The 17,945-nt window shown below is 71.6% G+C and carries 14 protein-coding genes; 12 read left to right on the top strand and 2 right to left on the bottom strand.

The window, feature by feature from the left end; genetic code table 11:
- Nucleotides 1–51 precede the first annotated feature (51 nt).
- The 3 genes from KO717_RS31455 to KO717_RS31445 all read left to right on the top strand — a co-directional run bounded on the left by KO717_RS31455 (nucleotide 52) and on the right by KO717_RS31445 (nucleotide 2,472).
- A complete protein-coding gene (locus KO717_RS31455) occupies nucleotides 52–870 on the top strand; it encodes an alpha/beta fold hydrolase (RefSeq protein WP_301372839.1) in 819 nt (272 codons plus the stop codon).
- A gap of 102 nt (nucleotides 871–972) precedes the next feature.
- Nucleotides 973–1,350 carry an FKBP-type peptidyl-prolyl cis-trans isomerase gene (locus KO717_RS31450; protein WP_301372838.1) on the top strand — a complete coding sequence of 126 codons (378 nt, stop codon included), beginning with the start codon at nucleotides 973–975 and terminating at the stop codon, nucleotides 1,348–1,350.
- A 183-nt stretch (nucleotides 1,351–1,533) separates the two neighbouring features.
- Nucleotides 1,534–2,472, top strand: a complete 939-nt coding sequence (locus tag KO717_RS31445; RefSeq protein WP_367401550.1) for a COX15/CtaA family protein — start codon at nucleotides 1,534–1,536, stop codon at nucleotides 2,470–2,472.
- Here KO717_RS31445 and KO717_RS31440 read toward each other — a convergent pair.
- A complete protein-coding gene (locus KO717_RS31440; protein ID WP_301372836.1) occupies nucleotides 2,458–5,364 on the bottom strand; it encodes an AfsR/SARP family transcriptional regulator in 2,907 nt (968 codons plus the stop codon). The genes KO717_RS31445 and KO717_RS31440 overlap by 15 nt on opposite strands.
- Nucleotides 5,365–5,444: 80 nt before the next feature.
- Between KO717_RS31440 and KO717_RS31435 the strand changes: the two genes are divergently transcribed.
- The 4 genes from KO717_RS31435 to KO717_RS31420 all read left to right on the top strand — a co-directional run bounded on the left by KO717_RS31435 (nucleotide 5,445) and on the right by KO717_RS31420 (nucleotide 8,097).
- Nucleotides 5,445–5,987 (top strand): carboxymuconolactone decarboxylase family protein, encoded by a 543-nt coding sequence (locus KO717_RS31435; RefSeq protein ID WP_301372835.1) that lies wholly within the window; start codon nucleotides 5,445–5,447, stop codon nucleotides 5,985–5,987.
- Between the two features lie 37 nt (nucleotides 5,988–6,024).
- Nucleotides 6,025–7,026 carry a GNAT family N-acetyltransferase gene (locus KO717_RS31430; protein ID WP_301372834.1) on the top strand — a complete coding sequence of 334 codons (1,002 nt, stop codon included), beginning with the start codon at nucleotides 6,025–6,027 and terminating at the stop codon, nucleotides 7,024–7,026.
- Between the two features lie 70 nt (nucleotides 7,027–7,096).
- Nucleotides 7,097–7,309, top strand: a complete 213-nt coding sequence (locus tag KO717_RS31425; RefSeq protein WP_301372833.1) for a hypothetical protein — start codon at nucleotides 7,097–7,099, stop codon at nucleotides 7,307–7,309.
- Entirely contained in the window at nucleotides 7,306–8,097 is a 792-nt protein-coding gene (locus KO717_RS31420; protein ID WP_301372832.1) for a VOC family protein, read from the top strand. Before KO717_RS31425 ends, KO717_RS31420 begins: the two co-directional genes overlap by 4 nt.
- Before the next feature lie 25 nt (nucleotides 8,098–8,122).
- Here KO717_RS31420 and KO717_RS31415 read toward each other — a convergent pair whose 3' ends face one another.
- On the bottom strand, nucleotides 8,123–10,195 hold the full coding sequence (locus tag KO717_RS31415) for a trypsin-like serine peptidase (RefSeq protein WP_301372831.1): 2,073 nt from the start codon (nucleotides 10,193–10,195) through the stop codon (nucleotides 8,123–8,125).
- A 361-nt stretch (nucleotides 10,196–10,556) separates the two neighbouring features.
- Here KO717_RS31415 and KO717_RS31410 point away from each other — a divergent pair, with 361 nt between their 5' ends.
- From KO717_RS31410 to KO717_RS31390, 5 genes are all read left to right on the top strand, one after another.
- Nucleotides 10,557–13,415, top strand: coding sequence for a peroxidase family protein (locus KO717_RS31410; protein ID WP_301372830.1), 2,859 nt, complete (start codon nucleotides 10,557–10,559; stop codon nucleotides 13,413–13,415).
- Nucleotides 13,416–13,428: 13 nt separating this feature from the next.
- Entirely contained in the window at nucleotides 13,429–14,802 is a 1,374-nt protein-coding gene (locus KO717_RS31405; RefSeq protein ID WP_301372829.1) for a hypothetical protein, read from the top strand.
- Between the two features lie 58 nt (nucleotides 14,803–14,860).
- Complete coding sequence (locus KO717_RS31400; RefSeq protein ID WP_301372828.1) at nucleotides 14,861–16,567, top strand: thiamine pyrophosphate-binding protein; 1,707 nt, start codon at nucleotides 14,861–14,863, stop codon at nucleotides 16,565–16,567.
- Nucleotides 16,568–16,735: 168 nt separating this feature from the next.
- Nucleotides 16,736–17,185 carry a DUF6153 family protein gene (locus KO717_RS31395; RefSeq protein ID WP_301372827.1) on the top strand — a complete coding sequence of 150 codons (450 nt, stop codon included), beginning with the start codon at nucleotides 16,736–16,738 and terminating at the stop codon, nucleotides 17,183–17,185.
- Nucleotides 17,186–17,262: 77 nt separating this feature from the next.
- Nucleotides 17,263–17,904, top strand: a complete 642-nt coding sequence (locus tag KO717_RS31390) for a DUF305 domain-containing protein (RefSeq protein ID WP_301372826.1) — start codon at nucleotides 17,263–17,265, stop codon at nucleotides 17,902–17,904.
- Nucleotides 17,905–17,945 lie beyond the last annotated feature (41 nt).

Raw genomic sequence — 17,945 nt, 5'->3', positions numbered from 1 at the left:
AGCGTCCTGCTTACGCCTCAATGGTGAGCCACAACCGCATGGGAGGACATCATGGACACCGCCACAGTGAACGGCATCCGACTGGAATACGAGAGCCGCGGAACCGGGGAGCCGGTCCTGCTCATCAGCCCGGTCCTCGCCGACGGGTTCGCCCCGCTCCTCGCCGAACCGGCACTCACCGAGCGCTACCGGCTCGTCCGCTACCACAAGCGCGGCTGGGGCGGCAGTACCCACTCCCCCGGGCCGGTCTCCGTGGCCGACCACGCCGCCGATGCCATCGCACTGCTCGACCACCTCGGCATCGACCGCACCCACGTGGCCGGACATTCGAGCGGGGCGGCGGTCGCCGCCCAGATGGCCCAGGACCACCCCGACCGCATCGTGACGGTCGCCCTGCTGGAGCTCTCGCTGCTGTCCGTACCCGCGGGCGAGGCGTTCTTCGGACGGGCGGCGCCGGCGTTCGGCGCGTACGCCGATGGGGACGCCGAACGCGCCGTCGGGCTGTTCCTGTCCCTCGTCAGCGGCATGGACGGGGAGCGCTGCCGTGCCCTGCTCGAGGACCGTATGCCGGGCAGCGTCGAGCAGGCGGTCAAGGATGCCGACACCTTCTTCGGGACCGAGCTCCCCGCCCTGACCGAGTGGCGGTTCGGTGCGGAAAACGCTGCGGCGATCCGCCGGCCGGTGCTGTCCCTGCTGGGAAGCGGGACCCTGCAGCTGTGGGTCGAGGTCGCCGAGTTCCTCCGCTCGACCGTGCCCGACATCGAGGAGTGCGTCATCGACGACGTCGGCCATCTGCTCCACATCGAACGGCCCCGGCCGGTCGCCGAGGCCCTGGCCCGGTTCCTGGAGCGGCACCCGATCGCATGCTGACCCCGCTCTGCCTCGTTCACCCCGTGGGGTTCGATGTACTTCGGTCGGCCGGCGTTCCCGGTAGCGTGATCATCCATGCCGGCGGAGAGTGATGGGACTGCGATGAGTGAACCGACGAAGCCCGAGATCGAAGTTCCGGAGGGTGATGCTCCAGAGGAGCTGACCATCCGGGACCTCGTCGTCGGGGACGGTCCCGAGGCGAAGCCGGGCAGGGTGGTCCGGGTGCACTACGTCGGGGTCACCTTCGAGTCCGGATCGGAGTTCGACGCCTCCTGGGACCGGGGCGAGCCGTTCAAGTTCGCCGTGGGTGGTGGCAGGGTCATCAAGGGCTGGGACCGGGGAATCAGGGGGATGAAGGTCGGCGGTCGGCGCGAGATCATCGTTCCCCCGCGCCTCGGCTACCGCGACCAGTCCCCCTCGCCGTTGATCCCGGCGGGTTCCACACTCGTCTTCGTGGTGGACCTGCTCTCCGTGGTCTGAGGAACGCCTGCTGCCGCGAAGTCCGGCCCCCGGGTTCCGGGTTGGACGTGCGGCGTACGCTGGGCTTCCGTGCCGTCGAGGCAGAACAACGGAAGGCTGATCGTGCGAACGCCCCTTTCATGGCTTGCCGGCAGGTACACACTCGGTGCCGGAAGCGTCAGGCTCGCCGCACTCGGTTCGGTCATGGCAAGCATCGCGATCATCGTGACCGGTGGCATCGTCCGTGTCACAGGCTCCGGTCTCGGCTGCACCGATTGGCCCATGTGTACGGGCGAGACGCTGGCCCCCACTGCGGAGATGGGGGTGCACGGTGCCATCGAATTCGGGAACCGGCTCCTGACCGGGCTGCTGTGCGCGGTGGTGGGCTGGGTCATCATCACCGCGCGCCTCCAGGAGAGGCCGATGCCCGCGGTGCTGCGCGGGGGCTGGGCGCAGTTCTGGATCGTCGTACTGAACGCGGTCGTCGGCGGAGTGACCGTATGGATGCGGCTGAGCCCGTACATCGTCGCCGCGCACTTCCTCGCCGCCACGCTGCTGCTCACCGCCGCCGTGTACACCTGGCACGCGGCGTACGCCGATGCCGGCGCTGGAGGCGGAGGTGGCGGGACCCCCGGACCGGTCCCGCTCGCGGCGGGGTCCGTCGCGCGGATCCGGTCGCTGTCGGCGGCCCTGGTCGCGGTGACGGCCCTCCTGGTCGTCGTGGGCACGCTCGCCACCGGCTCCGGGCCGCACGCGGGTGACTCCTCCGACGTGCCGCGGATGCCCTTCGACTGGACGGCCGTGACCGTCGTTCACGGCGTACTGGCCGGGGCGGCCCTGGTCCTGGCGGGAGTTCTGCTGTCGGCGCTGCCCAGGGACGGCTTCGGCGCCGCGCGCCGCAAGACGGTCACCTTCCTGGCCGTGCTCCTGGGCCAGGGCCTCGTGGGGCTGGTGCAGTCGGTGACGTCCCTGCCCTCGCTCCTCGTGATGCTCCACCTGCTGGGTTCGGCGCTCGTCTGGACCGGAGTGCTTCAGGTGCACTTCACGGTCAGGCGGACCCGTTTCAGCGATTCGGGTCCGCTCGGCGCCACACCGCCGCCCCGTCAGGCCCCGGTCGCATCCGCGCCCTCACGCCACGCCTGAGGCGCGCGGCAGCCCGGTGAGGAAGGTGCGGATCTCGTCGGCCTCGGGGACGGCGAGGGCGGTGTAGAGGTCGAGGGCCTGTCGGGCGTGGTCGTGGGCGAGGTCGATGCGGCCCAGGTCTCGGTGGACCCGTGCCAGGCCGTCGTGGGCGCGGGCCTGCTCGGGGCGGTAGCTGAACTCGCGGGCGAGGGTCAGCGCGGTGTCGTGCTCGGCCACGGCCTGAGCGAGGTCGCCCAGGGACCGGGCGGCCTCCGCGAGGGCGTTGAGCGACTCGGCCTCGTCTCCCGGGAAGTCGAACCTCCGGCTCAGTTCCAGGGCCTGGTGGTGCCGGCGCCGGGCCTCGTCGTGGCGGCCCTGCCGTTGGTACAGCAGCCCGATGTTGTTCAGCACGACGGTCTCGCCGATGCGGGATCCCGTCTCCCGGTAGGCGTGCAGCGCTTGCCGGTGGTGCTCGTGGGCGTCCTCGTACCGTCCTTGGCGTTCGTGGACGATGCCGAGGTCGGTCAGGCATCTGGCTTCGCCGCTGCGGTCGCCGAGCTCCTGGAAGAGCGCGAGCGACCGTGCGCAGTGGTCGTGGGCCTGGTCGTACTCCCGCCGCCGCCTGGAGACGGCGCCGAGGGCCTGCAGAGCGGCCGCCGCGAGGCTCTGGTCGCCGATCTCGCGCGCGAGGTCCAGGGCGTTGCGGTAGTGGTCGGCCGCTTGCTCGTAGGCTCCGTACCACCAGAAGTGCACCTGGCCGAGATCGATGAGCGTGCGGGCTTCGGCGGCCGTGTCTCCGCTCCGGCGCGCGGCTTGCAGGGCCAGGCCGCAGAGGGCCAGCGCGTCGGCCTGGTGGGCGTGGCCCAGCAGGTAGCGGTGCAAGGTGGCGGCCAGTTGGCCGGCGTACGGGAGCCGGTCGTGCTCGGCCGCGTACTGGGCGGACGCCATGAGGTTCGCGCGTTCGCCGTCCAGCCAGGTGATCGCCTCGGCCTCGTCCTGCGGGAGCGAGGCCGGGGCGTCCGGCGCGGGAATGCGGGGCCTGCGGTTCTTGTCCTCGGGGTAGAGGTGGCCGATGGCCGCGGACGCGGTGTGGAGATAGTGGTGGAACAGCCGGTCGAGGGCCTCGCCCTGGGCGACCAGGGGTTCCTGGGCGGCCGCGGTGGCGAGGGCGTGTTCGCGCAGCAGGTCGTGGAAGGTGTAGCGGCCGAGCTGGTACTGGATCAGGACGTGCGCGTCCAGGAGGTCTTCCAGGAGGGTTTCGGCCTGCTCCAGGGACAGGTCGGCCAGTGCGGCGGCCGCCTCGGGGCCGATGTCACGGCCCGGCTGGAGCCCCAGGAGCCGGAACATGCGCTGCTGGTCCGCAGTCAGCTGCTCGTAGGACAGCGTGAACGCCGCTGCCACTCCTCGCTCCGAGGTGGCCAGCTCGGAGAGCCTGCGGCGCTGGTCGCGGAGCCGGTCGGCCAGGTAGGCGACGGTCCAGCGCGGGCGATGGTGCAGGCGGGCGGCGGCGATGCGGACGGCCAGCGGCAGGAATCCGCACAGTTGCAGGACGTCGAGGACGGCCAGGGGTTCGGCGGCCGCCCGTTCGCCGACGATCGCCGTGAACAGCTCCACGGCGTCCGCGGCGGGCAGCACGTCCAGGGACAGCGCGTGTGCCCCGTCCAGGTCGGTCAGCCGTCGGCGGCTGGTGATCAGGACGAGGGTGCGAGGGGATCCGGGCAGCAACTGGCGTACCTGGTCGGCGCCGAGGGCGTTGTCCAGCACGGCCAGCACGCGACGGTCGGCGAGTTCGGACCGCCACAGCGCGGCGCGCTCGGCGACCGAGGCGGGTATCCGCTGGGTGGGCACGCCGAGTTGTCCCAGGAGGATCTCGAGCGCGGCCCCGGCGTCGAGCGGCGTCTGACCGGCGGTGTGCGCCTGCAGGTCGATGAAGAGCTGTCCGTCCGGAAAGTGCTCCGCGAGGCGGTGCCCCGCATGGACCGCGAGCGTCGTCTTGCCGACGCCGGCCATCCCGTCGATCGCCGAGATCGTCACGACGCCGCCGCTGTCGCCCGACCACATGCGGATCAGGCCGTCCAGTTCGCCTTCGCGTCCGGTGAAGTCCGGGACGTCGTAGGGCAGGAAGTTGATCCCCTGCGACTTCGCCGGCGCGGTGACCGGCGGCCGCAGATCGGGGGCGTCCCGCAGGATGTCCTGTTCGAGCTTGCCGAACGCGTGGCCGGGGTCCAGTCCCTGCTCCTCGGCCAGGGTCGCCCGGAACGTTCTCGCCACGTCCAACGCGTCGGTCTGTCGTCCGGCGCGGTGCAGGGCGAGCATCAGCTGACAGCAGAGCCGTTCCCGCAAGGGGTTGGCCGCTGCGTGGACGGACAGTTCGTCGATGAGGTCGTCGTGCCGCCCCCGGGCCAGTTCCACCTCGGCCAGGCGCTCGACGGCGGTCAGGAGCTGCCCGTTCAGGCGTGCTCGGGCGCTCTGGACGTAGTGGGCGGTGATGTCGGCCAGCGGCTCTCCCCGCCACAGCGCCAGCGCGGTACGTATCTGGGCCGCGGTGTCCGCGGTGTCCGCGGGGTCGTCGGAGGCGGCCGGCGCCTTGGCGATCAGGCTGGTGAACTCGTCCAGATCGAGTTGCCCCGGCTCAGGGGTGATCACGTACCCCGCCGGCCGCGTGGCCAGCATCCGGTCGGCTCCTGAAGCGCGCAGCATCCGCCGGATCGCGGCGATCGTGGTCTGGATCTGCGCGCGGGCGGAATCCGGCGGCAGCGGCCCCCACATCGCGTCGATCAGACGATCCGTGCTGACCGCGACACCGGCGTGCAGCAGCAGATAGGCGAGCACGGCACGATGACGGGGTGCCAGGCCGGGCGCATCCGAACCGGGAGCCGCGGCCTCCACCGGGCCGAGGATCGTGAACCGCATGCCGTTACCCCCGGGGTCACCAGTGCGTGCATCGAAGAAGCATCGCGAATGTATCAAGATCAACCCGCAGGGTTACCCGCATGCCACTCCACACCGTTGAACCGGAGATCGCGACCGGTGAAGCCGCAGCCCTGTTCACCGCCACCCACCAGGCCCTGGGGGTCGTCCCCAACCTGGCCAGGGTCATGGCCAACAACCCGGCCGTACTGAAGGGGTACTTGGGCGTCGTCACCACCCTGAACGCGCAGGGATCCCTGTCGGCGGCCGTGCGCGAGCGCATCGCGTTGCTGGTGGCGCAGGAGAACAGGTCCGACTACTGCCTGTCCGTACATGCGTTCCGCGGGACCAGGACGGCCGGGCTGAGTGCGGCCGAGGCCACCCGTGCGCGCCGGGGCGAGGCCGACGACCCCTGGGCAGCCGCCGTCCTGGATCTGGCCGCCGTGCTGGTCCGTGACCGCGGAACCGTCGCCGACGGGCAGTTGGCCGCGGCCCGGCGCGCCGGCCTGTCCGACGGGCAGATCGTCGAGGTCGTCGCCCATGTCGCTCTGAACGTGTTCACCAACTACCTCGCCACGGCTGCCCGCGTCGACATCGACTGGCCGCTCGTACGCCACACCGACTGAACCATCGCGAACCGACTCGACCACGAAGGCCATCACCGTGACCACAGCAGTACACGTCAGTCCGCTCCGGAGCGTTTCGGCCGCCGACGCCGCCGCATGGCACCAGGTCGTCGCCGCCTCCATGGCCCACGACCTGCCTGGAGTACCGACCCCCGCCCCCGGGCAGATCCATGCCCAGCTCACCCGGCCCGCTCTGGGCAGCCACCGGCTGACCTGGATGGCCACCGCGGCGGACGGCACCGCGGTCGCCGTCGCAGGCCTGCGGGTGTTCACCTCCCCGGGCCAGGAACACCTGGCCGAACTCGAACTGCACGTCGACCCCGCACACCGGCGCCTGGGAACCGGTTCCCGTCTCCTGGCCGCGGCGGTCGCTGCCTGCCGCACCGAGAACCGGCGCGCCCTGATCACCACCGCGGCGGCCGACAGCCCGGGCGCAGCCTTCTGCGAACGGCGGGGATTCAGGTCGGCGATGACCCTGGACCACCTCATCCTGCGCCTCGGCGAGACGGACCGGGCCGACCTCCTGGAGGTCGCCGATGCCGAGCACCCCGGCTACCGGCTGACGGGCTGGACCGGCACGGTTCCCGACCGTCTCGCCGACGCCTTCGCCGAGGCGAAGAACGCGATGAACGACATGCCCATGGGAGACGTGGACTACGGCAGCGTCGCGTGGGACGGCGACCGCGTCCGTGCCATGGCGAAGGTGATCGCCGACCGCGGGGACACCCTGCTGACCGTCGCCGCCGTCCACGAGGACGGCAGCATGGCCGGCTACACCGAGATCCTGCTCCCCCAGGGCTCCGGGCCCCGCGCCCAGCAGTACGACACGGCGGTCGTACCCGCACACCGCGGCCACGGGCTGGGGTTGTGGGTCAAGGCCGCCATGGTGCGCCGGCTGCGCGCCGGACATCCCGGCGTCACCGAGATCGAGACGGACAACGCCGACGACAACGTCCACATGCTCGCCGTCAACCACCGCCTGGGCTTCCACACCTACCGGCGCACCCACCAGTTCCAGCTCGACGTGCCCACGCCCTGACCGCCGTACCCGCACCTGCACCCGCATCTGCATCCGCAATCCGCATACGTATCGAAGAAGCGAGAACCGCTTGCGTCAGCTGACCTGCTACATCACCGCCACCCTCGACCGGGCCGCCCAGCGGTTCGACACCCTCGTCGTCAAGCGCCACCCCGCCGTCATCGTCGGGTCCGGCATCCCCCTGTTCGACCGCCCCGGCACGTCCCCGGACCGCGCCCGCACCACCACGCGAACCATCGACCCCAGCCTCACCATCACCCACTTCTCCAGGGGGCTTTCATGAACGTCGCCACCTCCACCCTCTCCCTCACCGTCGCCGACGTGGACGCCTCCCGCGACTTCCTGTGCACCCACCTCGGCTACCAGGTGGTCATGGCCGACGACGGCTTCGTGTCCCTGACACGCGGGGACGCCGCCGTCGACGTCGTGCTGCTCCGCCAGGGCACGGACGTCCTCCCGCCCGAGCAGCGCGACCGGCGGGCGGCCGGTCTGATCCTGGCGCTCACCGTCACCGACCTCGCGGCGCAGGAGGCCCGGCTGCGCGCGGCGGGCGCCCCCATCACCATGCCGCTGCGCGAAGAGCCGTGGGGCGAGCGGCTGTTCCAGATGACCGACCCCAACGGGGTCGTCGTCCAGCTCGTGGAATGGGTGGTGCCCGCCGACGACGCCGATCCGGCCGAGAGCGCCGAGGGGGCCGCCATGGCCGTGATCACGCCTTCCACCGACCACGTCACCGTCTCCCCGAACGCCACCATGGCCGGTCTGGCGGCGCCCAGCCGCGGCAGTACCGAACTCAGCACCTGGACGGTCAGGATGGACACCGGCGCCACCGGCCCCGAGCACTCCATCAGCCGTGAGCAGGCCTGGACGGTCACCGCGGGCGCGCTGGAGGTGACCTGCCTCGGCCGTACGGAGAAGGTCACGGCCGGCCAGACCCTGATCCTGCCGCCGGGCCACCTCCGCCGGATCCACGCCCCGGAACGGGCCGAGGCCCATGTCGCGATGCGCGCCGACGGGGTCGCCTCCGTCCCCGGCACCGAGGGCACACGTGAACTGCCCTGGGCTCGGTAGTCCCACCGGCAACCGCCGGCGTCGCTCACCCGGCCTGTCGTGCGAGGAACTTGTCGATCACCGTGGCGACTTCCGGGTGGGCGAGGTACTCCTCGATGCTGTGGGCCCGGTCGCTCGCGTTCACCACGGCGTGCTCCTCCGTCAGCTTGCCCCAGACGGGCTCCAGCGGACAGCCGATGGCCACCGCGTCGGTCGGGCACCAGACGTTGACCCACTCGGCGACGGTTCCGGGGCGTACGGTGCCCGGCGGGGCGAGCCGGCTGTTGACCGCGTTCATCCCCAGGGGGCTGCCCGCGGTGACGAGGAGGGTGACCTTCATGCCCGGGGGGAGCCGGTCGGCGACGAGGTCCATGCCGACCACCGTGCCCAGGCTGTGGGTCACCAGGACCAACTCGCCGTCGTGCGGGATCTCCTCGAACACACGGTCCAGTACGGCCTCACGGACCGCCTGATCGCTGAGGTAGGCGTCCACGTCACGGAAGATGGTCGCGATGGCCAGCGCGTCCACGTCGGTCTTGGCCGCCAGCCAGCTCAGGGCGCCCTGGAGGGATCCGACGAGCCTGCTGCCGAGGTTCTCCGTGGCCGCCTGCCCGTCCTGCGGCATGCCGGCCAGGACCGCCGCCTCCATGACGAGCTGCTCGTACGTCCCCTCCTCGGACTCGGCGGCGAAGGCCTCCACGGCCGCCACGGCGGGCGAGTCGGCGTAGGAGGCGGGGAGCGCCTCGTGCTGCCCGGTGACTTCGACGATCCGGTCGCCGTAGTACGGGAACCAGACGTCGGCCGGGTCGACGGTGGGGAGCCCGGCGCGGGTGAGGCCGTGGTTGAGTCCCCCGGTCCAGCCACGGCGGAGCAGCTCGGGGTCCTTGCCCTGCTGGCTGCGGCCGTGCAGGAAGACCAGGTGCCGGCGGCCGCCGAAGGCGTCCTTCGGGGCGCGCAGGCCGACGTGGGGCCCGGCAGCCGCGGGACCCGGGGCGGCGGCCTCCTGCGGGGTGGGGGCCGGGGTGCGGGCCGGGGTCACGACCGGCGCGACCGGCGTCTCCACCGGGCCGGCGGCGGCGTCCTGCCGGAGCCCGGATTCGGGACCCATCTCGGCCAGCAGCGCACGCCGCCCGGGATCCAGCGGCAGCGTGGCGAGGTGGTTGAGGATCGAGCTGGTGCGGGCGCCTTCGTTCGAGACGTAGTCGATGGTGTCGTCGCTGTCGACGCCACCGCGCCAGATCTGGCCGTCCTTGCGCAGGATGCGGCCCTGGGTGTCCGTGTTCGGCACGCCCATGTGGTGCAGCGCCACGACCTCCCACTGGTCGTTGAAGACCGGGGACCCGGAATTGCCGGGCTCGGTGTCGGTCCGGTAGTGGAGGAAGTCGTCCAGCCGCTGTACGAGGGCGTTGTCGCGGAGGGCGATCTCCTTGAGCCGTCCCATCGGGTGGCCGATGACGTTCACCGGTTCGTTCTGGACCAGTTTGCCCTGCTGGTTGCTGAGCTGGTTCCAGCCGAATCTCGCGCCTGCGAGGGTGCCGTCGGCGGCGGGTTCGACCGCCACCAGCGCGTAGTCGAGATGCGCGTCCGCCGTGAAGAACGTATCGGGGGCCAATGCGAACCGGACCGCGGCGTCGGGTGCGTTGTCGATGGTGACCTGGGCGTTGAACTCCAGGAAGCAGCGCCGTGCCGTCTGCGCGTCCGGCAGCACGTGGTGGTTGGTGAGCAGCAGCCGGGGGGAGACCAGGAAGCCGGTGCCGTGCGGCCGTTCGAGGCCGCCCCGGAGGATCGAGATCCGGGCGACGGTGGCGGCCGCACGGGCACCCCGGGGCAGGAAGCTCCACGGCTGGAGATCCTTGGTGAGACCGATGACCCGCTCCAGGGTTTCGGGCACGTCCAGCGCCTCCGCGTGGACGCTCTCCACGGCCGCGGCCGCAGGGACCCCGCCCCGTTCGAGCAGCCGGTTGACCCGGGAGGCGATCCGCTCCGGGGTGTCCGGGTACAGCACCCCGGCCGCCAGCTTCGCCTGGATCTCCTGCCGCTCCGCGAACGCCTCGCGATACCGCCGCGCTGCCGCGGTGCGTTGTTCCTGCTCTTCCCGGGATTCGTCGGATGGGAGCATGTCACTCACCGTTCTGTTCCTGAGGGTGTGCCGGCGGGTGTGCCGACGCCCTCCAGAAGGCGGACATGCGCCTCGGTGCCGCAACAACAACGGGTGCGGCCACGGCTCCGCCAAGCGGAGCGAAGCGCACGCACCGTTCCCGGTCGCCGGGGCGACGGCGCTCCGACGCAGAAGATTCCGGAGCGCTGCGCCGGACGGGTGGGGACGGGCCGCCCCGCACCCTGCTGCTCCACGGCCCCGGGATCACTGCGCCGTTCCGCGGGGCGTTCGCCTGTCTGCCCCGCTCCGCACGACAGCGGCCCCGAGCTGAGGCAGCGTCGTGAGGAGTGCACGGAAGAATCCCCTCCGGGAAGAGGCTCGCATGGACGAGGTCGAACAGTACGAGCGCTACGCCGGCGGCAGCCCGGAGGCCGAGCGGCTGGTCTTCGAGCGGCTGGCGCGTGAGCTGCTGCGGGTGCAGCTCAAGGTGAAGAGACGCAGCGGCGCCGCCGCCGTCGACCGGACCTTCCACGCCAAGGCGGTCCTCGGCGTGGAGAACGCCCGGCTGAGGTTCCGCGAGGACCTGCCGGAGGCACTGCGGGCGGGATTCGCCGTGCCCGGGGCCGAGTACCCGGTCACGGTCCGGCTGTCCAACGCGAGCGGGGCCCGTCAGCCGGACTTCGCGCCCGATCTGCGCGGGGCGGCGCTGCGCGTCGAGGTGGGCCCCGGTGAGACCCACGATCTGCTGATGACGAGCTTCCCGGTCTCCCACGCCCGCGACGCACGCGAGTTCGTCGCCTTCGCCAAGGCCATGGCAGGTGCCGACTCGCGGCTGCGCAAGGGGTACGCCCTCTTCCTCAAGCTGCCCCTGGCGGTCGGCTGGCCCACGGCCACCCGGATGCGGCACAACATCGTCGCGGGAACCAGGCGCACGGTACAGAGCCTGGCGCTGGAGACGTACTGGAGCCGCGGCGCGATCCTGTGGGGCGACCGCGGACCGGTGCGCTACCAGCTGCGGCCCGCCGCGGACGCCCCGTCGGCCCCGGAGGCCTCGCGCACCGATCCCGACTACCTGCGGCGCGAGCTCTCGCAGCGGCTGCGCCGGACGGACGTCGTCTTCGAGCTGTGCGTGCAGCGCTACGTGGACGCCCGGCGCACGCCCGTCGAGGACGGTGCGGCCGAGTGGAAGGAGAGCGACGCGCCCCTCGTGCCGGTGGCCACGCTGACCGTCCCGCGCCAGGACATCCACACCGCCGAGGCCCGCGCCGGCGCGGGGCGGGTCGACCTGCTGGCGTTCAACCCGTGGCACACCTCGGAGGGGTTCCGCCCCCTGGGCAACCTCAACCGTGCCCGCAAGGCCGCCTACGAGGCGAGCAGCGCCCACCGGCTGGGCCGGCGCTTCATGACCGTCGAGCCGCGCCGCAACGCCCTGCTCGGGGCACCGCTGCGGGCAGGCTTCCGCACGGTCAACCGCTTCGTCCCGTGGCACCGGCTGCCGACCCCGCTCGGTCTGCTCAACCTGATGGCCTTCCGGCAGACGCTGCGGCGGCACAACCTCATCGACACCGAGGCCCACGAAGCTCCGCCCGAGGCCGGTCCGGTGGAGGCACCGCCCGACGAGGAGCTGCTGGTCAGGCGCAGCTACGACGGCTCGTACAACGATCTGTCGGCGCCGCGGATGGGCGCGGTCGGGGCGACGTTCGGCCGGACCATGCCGCCCGTCTACCGCCCGGACCGGTTCGACGCGCCCAACCCGGTGACCGTGAGCCGGGAACTGCTCCGGCGTGAGGCGTTCATCCCCGCGACCTCGCTGAACATCATCGCCGCCGCGTGGATCCAGTTCCAGGTGCACGACTGGGTCAAGCACAAGAGGCTTCCGGTGGCCACCGGGAGCATCGAGGTGCCGCTGCCGCCCGGCGAGACCTGGCAGAACACGCCGGGCGGGCCGCGCGAGACGGTGATGCGCTTCGGCGCGGACGAGGCGGTGCCCACACCCGACGGACGGCCGCCGATCGTGTTCGCCAGCGACGTGTCGCACTGGTGGGACGGCTCGGAGGTCTACGGCGGTGACCGGTCCGCCGCGACGGCGCTGCGTGAGCCCGACGGCGGCGCCGGCCTGCGGCTGGAGGAGGGACACCTGCCGAACGGCTCGAACGGCTTCCCGCTCACGGGGTTCACCGACAACTGGTGGTTCGGCCTGAGCGCCATGCACACCCTCTTCGCCCGCGAGCACAACGCGGTGTGCGACGCCCTGCGGCACGAGTATCCGCGCATGGGCGAGGACCGGGTCTACCACACGGCCCGGCTGATCGTGTCCGCCCTGATCGCGAAGATCCACACGGTCGAGTGGACCCCCGCGATCCTCGCCACCGAGACGCTCGACATCGGCATGAAGACCAACTGGCAGGGACCGCCGAAGAACTGGCTGGACCAGCTGGGCGTCTGGCTGCTGGAGGCGAACGGGCGCCACGGCATCACGAAGACCCTGCCCGACCACCACGGTGCCCCGTACTCCCTCACGGAGGAGTTCGTCACCGTCTACCGGATGCACCCGCTGCTGCCCGACGACTACGAGCTCGTCGACCACCGCTTCGGCCGCCGGCTCGACACCCTGGACTTCACCGCCCTGCAGGGCGCCGCGACGGAGCCGCTCATCCGCAAGACCGGGCTGGTGAACTCCCTGTACTCGCTGGGCATCGCCCACCCGGGGGCGATCACCCTGCACAACTTCCCGCGTGCCCTGCAGGCGTTCCAGCGGGACGGGGAGGTGATCGACCTCTCCGTGGTCGACCTGGTGCGCACCCGGCGCCGCGGAGTGCCGCGCTACAACGACTTCCGGGCCGGCCTGCACAAGCCGCGGATCCGGCACTTCGAGGACCTCTCCTCCGATCCGGAGACGGTCGCACGGCTGCGGGACGTGTACCGCTCGGTGGACGACATCGACACCATGGTGGGGCTCTTCGCCGAGAATCCACCGACGGGCTTCGGCTTCAGCGACACCGCCTTCCGCGTGTTCATCCTGATGGCCAGCCGGCGCCTGCAGAGCGACCGTTTCCTCACGGTCGACTTCCGGCCGGAGGTCTACACGCCGCTGGGCATGGACTGGATCGAGCGGGGCGGCATGACGAGCGTCATCCTGCGGCACTGCCCCGAGCTGGCGGGCATCCTGCCGCGCGGGGCCAGCGCGTTCGCACCCTGGCGCCCGGTCGCGCCGGTCCGGAACGGCAGCGGCCGCGGCTGAGCGGGAGAGGGCCATGTCCACATCCGAGAACGCGGGCCACCCCGGCCTGGAGGACCTGCTGTCCCGTCCCCTGTGGCAGACGCTCTTCGAGCGGCGCACCCACCGGGTCAGCAGGGGCGCGTCCGTGCCGGCCGGATCGATGAGCTACGACTCGCCGCACCGGCCGCAGCCGCTGGGCGAGCTCGAAGAGGCGGTGCTCATCGCCCTCACCGGCTCCTCGGGCCTCACCATGCCCGACCGGCCCTTCGAGGACCCCCGCGACCACCAGCCGATCATGGCCAAGCCGAACCTGAACATGACGGGCCGGACCGCGGGCAGCCCCGACAACGCGCAGGCCACCCACTTCTTCATGATCAACGACACGGGCACGTACTACCTGAGGAAACTGCCGCCCGACCCGGACCGCGCCTTCGGACCCGACACGCTCATCGAACGCGCACGCCTCTCGAAGGTGCGGGTGCTGGACCACCGCCTGGACGTCGCCGCGGGGATGCGCGACTTCCCGGCGTACCTGGACTCCAACCGGTTCCTGTCCAACCTCCCGGGCACGACCCTCTTCCTGCCGGTGGTCGACCTCTCCCACCAGTACGTCAACGCACTGATGTACCTGCTCACCCAGCCCGAGGGGGCCCGGCCCACCTTCGTCGACGACCGCAACTTCTACCGCCCGGCCGGGGTACGGAAGTGGGTGCGCAGCGGCTTCCTCAACCCCGCCGTCAAACTGCCGCTCGGTTCCCTGGGGCCGATGCGCACCCAGATCGAGGCCGACCTGCTGCTGCAGAACATGATGCTGGCCGCGGACGCCATGGGACTCGGCGCCTGGATCCACGCGTCGATCAGCCCCCAGATCATGCTGGGCGACCCGAAGTTCTCCCGCGCGTACGGCCGCATGCTGGGCTTCGACTTCGCCACGCCGCGGTTCCGCCCCGCCGACATCCTGCGCTGGCAGGTACCGCTGCCGAAGTACGCCGGGCTGCGCTCCCACCCGGTGGGGCTGCGGGCCGGCGGGGAACACCTCATCAAGAGTGCCTGCCCGCCCAACTACCCGTCGATGCACGAAGCCGTGGACGCCGTCGTCCGCGCGAAGTTCGGGGAGCGGGGCATTTACAGCGACAAGGACCTCTTCGCCCGCATCTACAAGGACGACTACGCGCAGCGGTACCTCTCCGAGGCCAGTGAGTACGACCGCCAGGTGGTCGAATGCGCGCGGGACGTCTGCGTGTACATCCACGAGACCCACGGGCGCTTCCCCGCACACACCGACGCCATCCACGTCCCGGGCATCTGGCTGCAGGCCCACCACGTCGAGTCCGAGTACTACGAGCGCTTCTTCCGCAACGGCCTGACCGACGCCCACCGCCGGCACGCCGTGCGCTGGGACGGATGAGGCGACGACGCCATGAGGGCATGAGGCCGTGAGGGCATGAGGCCGTGAGGGAGATCCGGTGAGAGTCTACGAGGCCATCGTCAAGGGGCTGGAAGGCATCGGCGTACGGGCGGCCTTCGGCGGTGCCGGGGAGAACGCGGCCGGTCTGATGCTGGCACTGAAGCATTCGCAGCTGATCCGGCCGATCATCACCCGGCACGAGCAGGCCGCGTCGTTCATGGCCTGCGGATACGCCATGTACACCGACCGGCTGGGCTTCTGCTTCGCGACCGCCGGACCGGGCGCGTTCAACCTGTTCTCGGGGCTGGCCGTGGCCCTGTCCGACTCCTATCCGGTCCTCGCGGTCTCGGGGTACGCGAACACGCAGTGGCGCGGATGGGGCTCGCTCAACGAGACGTCGGGGCTGAACCGCACGCCCGATTCCCAGGCCATGTTCGCGGCCACGACCAAGAAGTCCTTCCTGCTCACCGACATCGCCGACACCTGCGACGTCCTTGAGGAGGCGGTCAACACCGCGTTCGAGGGCAGGCCCGGTCCCGTGCACATCCACGTGCCCGAGGACCTGACCCACCGCGGTGTCGAGGTGACGGACTTCCGCCCGCTCGGACTCGACGTACGGCCGGTGCTGCCGGACCCGGCGCGGGTGGCGGAGATCGCGGCGGTCCTGGCGGACGCCCTGGCGCGGCGCAAGCGCATCGTGGCACTCGTCGGATTCGGTGCGGTGCGCAGCGGGGCGGGACCCGAGGTCCAGCGCCTGATCGAGCGGTTCCAGATCCCGCTGCTCACCACCTTGGACGGCAAGGGCATCGTGTCGGAGGGGCACCCGCTCTCCGTGGGCGTCTTCGCCGACAGCGGCCATTCCAGTGCGTGGAAGGCCTTCCGTGAGGCCGACGTCGTGCTGTGCGTGGGCAATTCCCTCAACCAGCACGCCACCTTCAACTACCGCGCGGACCTGTTCGAGAACAAGCTGCTCATCCATGTGAACATCTCCGAGGGCGAGTTCCACAAGGCCTACCGGCCCGACCACACCCTGTTGTCCGATGCGCGTCCCGCCGTGGCCGCCCTGGCGGACGAGCTGGAGCGGCTGGTCGGCGAGGTCCCTGCGGTCGAGGTCGACGGCCGGGACTACGAGGCCCGCAGGATCCACCACCTGCCGGGGAAGATCCACCCCGGGGAACTCGCGCAGTCGATCGGGCGCATGCTGCCGCCCGGGGGTGTCCTGCTCGCGGACGCGGGCGCCCATCTCGCGTGGCTCGGGTACTACGTGGAACTCGAACAGGGGCAGAACTTCCGCAAGGCGGGCTCTTTCGGGCCGATGGCCGGGCACGTCAACGGAGCCATCGGCCTGAAGGTCGCCCACCCGGACCGGACCGTCGTCGTCGGGTGCGGCGACGGCTGCTACTCGCTGTCCGGGTTCGAGCTGATGACCGCCGTCGAGCACGAGATCCCCGTCATCTGGGTCATCTTCAACGACGGGGAGTTCAAACTGATCAAGCTCTTCCAGCTGGTCACGTACGCCGAATCCGCTCTGGTCGAGTTCCGGAACCCGGACTTCGCCGCGTACGCCCGCGCGTGCGGCGCGGACGGGTACCGGGTGGAGACGCTGGAGGAGTTCGAGGAGGCGTTCCGCGCGGCCCTGTCCTCCGGCCGGCCCTCGCTCATCGACGCGAGCATCACGCGCTGGGCCGTGCCGCACTACAGCCCGTCGCCGGACGGCGTGATCGACGGTCTCGTCGAGACCGTCGAAGCACGCCTGCGGGACTGACGGCCAGGGGGTGTCCGGCCGGCCGGGCGGACTCAGGGGCGGGGCCCGCAGACGCCGTTCGGCAGGTCGCAGCGACCTGCCGAACGGCGTCCCCGTGGGCATCTCTTCGGAGGACGGCAAGTGCGGCCCGGCTTCGCCCTGGGCGCGGGGGGCGCCTACGATGCCGGTATGGATCAGCAGGCGAGGCGCGCGGGGAAGCCCCTCGTGCTGCGCTCCTACCTCCTGCTGGTCCTGGCCGTGCTGGTGGGCCTCGTGGCCATGCACGGCCTGGGTCCGGGCGCCGTTGCGGCTTCCGCCGACGCACCCGGGTGCGCGGCCGCCGCCCATGGGGCCGCCGTCGCGCACGGCATGCCTGCCGCCGGCGAGCACACGGTGCGGCACGACCCGGCCGTACGGGCCGATGGGCCGGCCGGCGACGGAAGCGGCGGGCACATTGAGCACGCGGATGCGACCTGCGCCGCCACGGGTACGGCGGGCGCGCCCGTCCTGCCCTCCCCGGCCGCCGCCCCGGGCGGGGTCGCGGACGTCCCGGTCCTCGGTGCCGGGACCGGCGTGAGCGATGCGGTCGGCGGACGCGCGCCACCGTCCCTGAGTGAACTGCAACTCCTGCGCATATAGGGCGGCCCGAGCACTCGGACCGGTCCCTACCCCGGCACGCCCCGACGCGCGCGTGTCCTCACCGCAGGAGCAGCACCATGACCAGCAAGCGTTCCCTGATCCGCCGCGCCACGTCCGTGGCCGCGGCCGCCACCGCCGCACTCGTCCTCGCCGCCTGCGGCGGCAACGGCGACGACTCCGGCTCCGGATCGGGCTCGGCCCACGACGAGCACGGCTCCTCGGCCTCGCCGTCCGCGTCCGCCCCGGCCCGGCAGGGCGACCACAATGCCGCCGACACCGTCTTCGCCCAGGGGATGATCCCCCACCACCGGCAGGCCGTCGAGATGGCCGGCCTCGCCGCGTCCCGCGCGGAGTCCGCCGAGGTGAAGAAGCTCGCGGAGGAGGTCAGGAAGGCCCAGGATCCGGAGATCGTGACCCTCTCCGGCTGGCTGACCTCCTGGGGCGAGAAGATCCCGGCCGCGGGCGGGGACCACGGCGGACACGACATGTCCGGCATGATGGCCGCCGAGGAGATGCAGCAGCTCACGGCCTCTTCCGGCAAGGCGTTCGACACCGCCTTCCTCCGGATGATGGTCAAGCACCACGAAGGCGCCGTCGCCATGGCGAAGACCGAGCAGACCGACGGCGCGTACGGGCCCGCCAAGGACATGGCCGCAGCGATCATCACGTCCCAGAGCGCGGAGATCGCCCGTATGAACACCCTCCTCGGCAAGAGCTGACCGGGTCAGCCGCTGCGGTGCGGGCAGCCGGCCCCGGCTGC

Source organism: Streptomyces xanthophaeus (assembly GCF_030440515.1).
GTDB classification, from domain to species: domain Bacteria; phylum Actinomycetota; class Actinomycetes; order Streptomycetales; family Streptomycetaceae; genus Streptomyces; species Streptomyces kutzneri.
The sequence above is the reverse complement of the archived record's forward strand: the minus strand, read 5'-3'. Positions and strand labels throughout refer to the sequence as shown.

Coding starts and splice junctions, on each gene's coding strand:
- KO717_RS31435 (WP_301372835.1), top strand. CDS start 5,445: ATGCCACTCCACACCGTTGAACCGGAGATCGCGACCGGTGAAGCCGCA.
- KO717_RS31440 (WP_301372836.1), bottom strand. CDS start 5,364: ATGCGGTTCACGATCCTCGGCCCGGTGGAGGCCGCGGCTCCCGGTTCG.
- KO717_RS31450 (WP_301372838.1), top strand. CDS start 973: ATGAGTGAACCGACGAAGCCCGAGATCGAAGTTCCGGAGGGTGATGCT.
- KO717_RS31415 (WP_301372831.1), bottom strand. CDS start 10,195: ATGCTCCCATCCGACGAATCCCGGGAAGAGCAGGAACAACGCACCGCG.
- KO717_RS31395 (WP_301372827.1), top strand. CDS start 16,736: ATGGATCAGCAGGCGAGGCGCGCGGGGAAGCCCCTCGTGCTGCGCTCC.
- KO717_RS31410 (WP_301372830.1), top strand. CDS start 10,557: ATGGACGAGGTCGAACAGTACGAGCGCTACGCCGGCGGCAGCCCGGAG.
- KO717_RS31405 (WP_301372829.1), top strand. CDS start 13,429: ATGTCCACATCCGAGAACGCGGGCCACCCCGGCCTGGAGGACCTGCTG.
- KO717_RS31445 (WP_367401550.1), top strand. CDS start 1,534: ATGGCAAGCATCGCGATCATCGTGACCGGTGGCATCGTCCGTGTCACA.
- KO717_RS31390 (WP_301372826.1), top strand. CDS start 17,263: ATGACCAGCAAGCGTTCCCTGATCCGCCGCGCCACGTCCGTGGCCGCG.
- KO717_RS31455 (WP_301372839.1), top strand. CDS start 52: ATGGACACCGCCACAGTGAACGGCATCCGACTGGAATACGAGAGCCGC.
- KO717_RS31420 (WP_301372832.1), top strand. CDS start 7,306: ATGAACGTCGCCACCTCCACCCTCTCCCTCACCGTCGCCGACGTGGAC.